Genomic DNA, 1,802 nt, shown 5'->3' on the forward strand with positions numbered 1-1,802 from the left:
ACCGGGCCGGCCTCGCCTTCGTCTCCCCCACCTTCCTCGTGGTGCTGGTGGTCGTCGCGCTGCCGATCCTGTGGACGGTGCTGCTCGCCTTCCAGGACGCCCGGCTGGTCGACATCCAGGGCATGGGCCTGCTGGGCGACTGGACGCTGGAGAACTTCTCGGAGGTGTTCGGCTCCGGCGGCTTCTGGGAGAGCCTGCTGGTCACCCTGGTCTACACGGTGGGCGGCACGGCCGGTTCCCTCCTGCTGGGCCTGGTCGCCGCGCTGGCCCTGCGGCGGCGCTTCCGCGGAAGGGGGCTGCTGCGCGCGGCGATGCTGCTGCCGTACGTCGCCCCGGTGGTCGCGGTGGCGTTCGTCTGGGAGGTGGCCCTCTCCCCGCAGTACGGCATCGTCAACGACTGGGGGCGGCGGCTGCTCGGCTGGGACGACCCGGTGGCCTTCCTCTCCTCCCGCCGGTACGAGGCCGAGCTGTTCGGCGTCCACGTCGACCTCCCGTTGGCGCTGATGACGGTGACCGCCTTCGAGTGCTGGCGGTACTTCCCGTTCGCGTTCCTCTTCGTCCTGGCCCGGCTCCAGGCCGTCCCGTCCGCCCTGGAGGAGGCGGCCACGGTCGACGGGGCGACCCCCGTCCAGCGGTTCCGGTACGTCCTGCTCCCCCAGCTGACGCCGGTGCTCGCGCTGCTGTGCGTGCTGCGGTTCATCATGACGTTCAACAAGTTCGACGACGTCTACCTGCTGACGGGCGGCGGGGCGGGCACCGACGTGGCCGCCGTGCGGGTCTACGACTTCCTCACCGCGCGGTACGACGTGGGCGCCGCGGCGGCGCAGGCGCTCGTGCTGGCCGTCTCGCTGATGGTGCCGCTGGGGCTCTACTTCCGGTTCTTCGGCGACAGGGCGCAGGAGGAGGGGTCGTGAGCGTGTCCCGGGCCCGGTTCGAGGAACGGCTGTTCGCGGTGGTGCGGCCGCTGGTGATCCTGCTGCTGGCGCTGATCACCCTGGTGCCGTTCCTCTACATGGTGCTGCTGTCGGTGAAGCCGATCGACGCGCTGCTCCTGGAGCCCGGGGCGCTGTGGGTCTCGGCGAAGGACGTCACGGTGTCCACCTACCGCGACGTGCTGCGCTCCTCCGACGCGGGCGGGCAGGGCTTCCTTCGGTTCCTGCTCAACTCGGCGCTGGTGGCGCTGGGGACGGTGGCGCTGACGCTGCTGGCGTCCGTCCCGGGCGCGTACGCGGTGAGCCGGCTGCGGTTCTTCGGACGGCGCCAGGTGGGCGCGCTCTTCCTGGCGGTGTACCTGTTTCCGGCCACCCTGCTGGCGGTGCCGCTGTTCGTGATCTTCGCGCGGCTCGGGCTGTCGTCCAGCCTGGTGGGGCTGGCGGTGGTCTACGTGGCGCAGACGGTGCCGGTCTCCGTCTACATGCTGAAGAACTACCTGGTGACGGTGCCGGTGTCGGTGGAGGAGGCGGCGGCGCTGGACGGCTGCACCCGGCTGCAGGCGGTGCGCAAGGTGGTGCTGCCGCTCGCGGTCCCCTCGCTGATGGCCACCGGCCTGTACGTCTTCATGATCGCCTGGAACGAGTTCCTGTTCGCCCTGCTCTTCCTCGCGGCGGATCCGGAGCGGTGGACCGTCTCCCTCGGCCTGGCGCAGCTCGCCAACGGGGTGGAGGTTCCCAAGACGGTGCTGATGGCCGGTTCCGTGGTGCTGACGGTCCCGGTGGTGCTCCTGTTCTTCGCCGCCGAACGCCTGCTCGCCGAGGGCCTCGCCGGCGGAGCGGACAAGGGCTGAGCCGGGGCCGAGCGCCGGT

At 71.3% G+C, this 1,802-nt stretch carries 2 protein-coding genes; both read left to right on the plus strand.

Features of this window, described 5'->3' with window-relative positions; all coding sequences use genetic code 11:
• On the plus strand, positions 1–914 hold a 914-nt coding region (locus HW445_RS29515), incomplete at its 5' end, for a carbohydrate ABC transporter permease (protein ID WP_180223885.1).
• Between the two features lie 2 nt (positions 915–916).
• Complete coding sequence (locus HW445_RS29520) at positions 917–1,783, plus strand: carbohydrate ABC transporter permease (protein ID WP_180223886.1); 867 nt, start codon at positions 917–919, stop codon at positions 1,781–1,783.
• Positions 1,784–1,802: the final 19 nt, after the last annotated feature.

This window comes from Streptomyces sp. UH6 (assembly GCF_013421635.1).
Classification (GTDB): Bacteria; Actinomycetota; Actinomycetes; order Streptomycetales; family Streptomycetaceae; genus Streptomyces; species Streptomyces abyssomicinicus.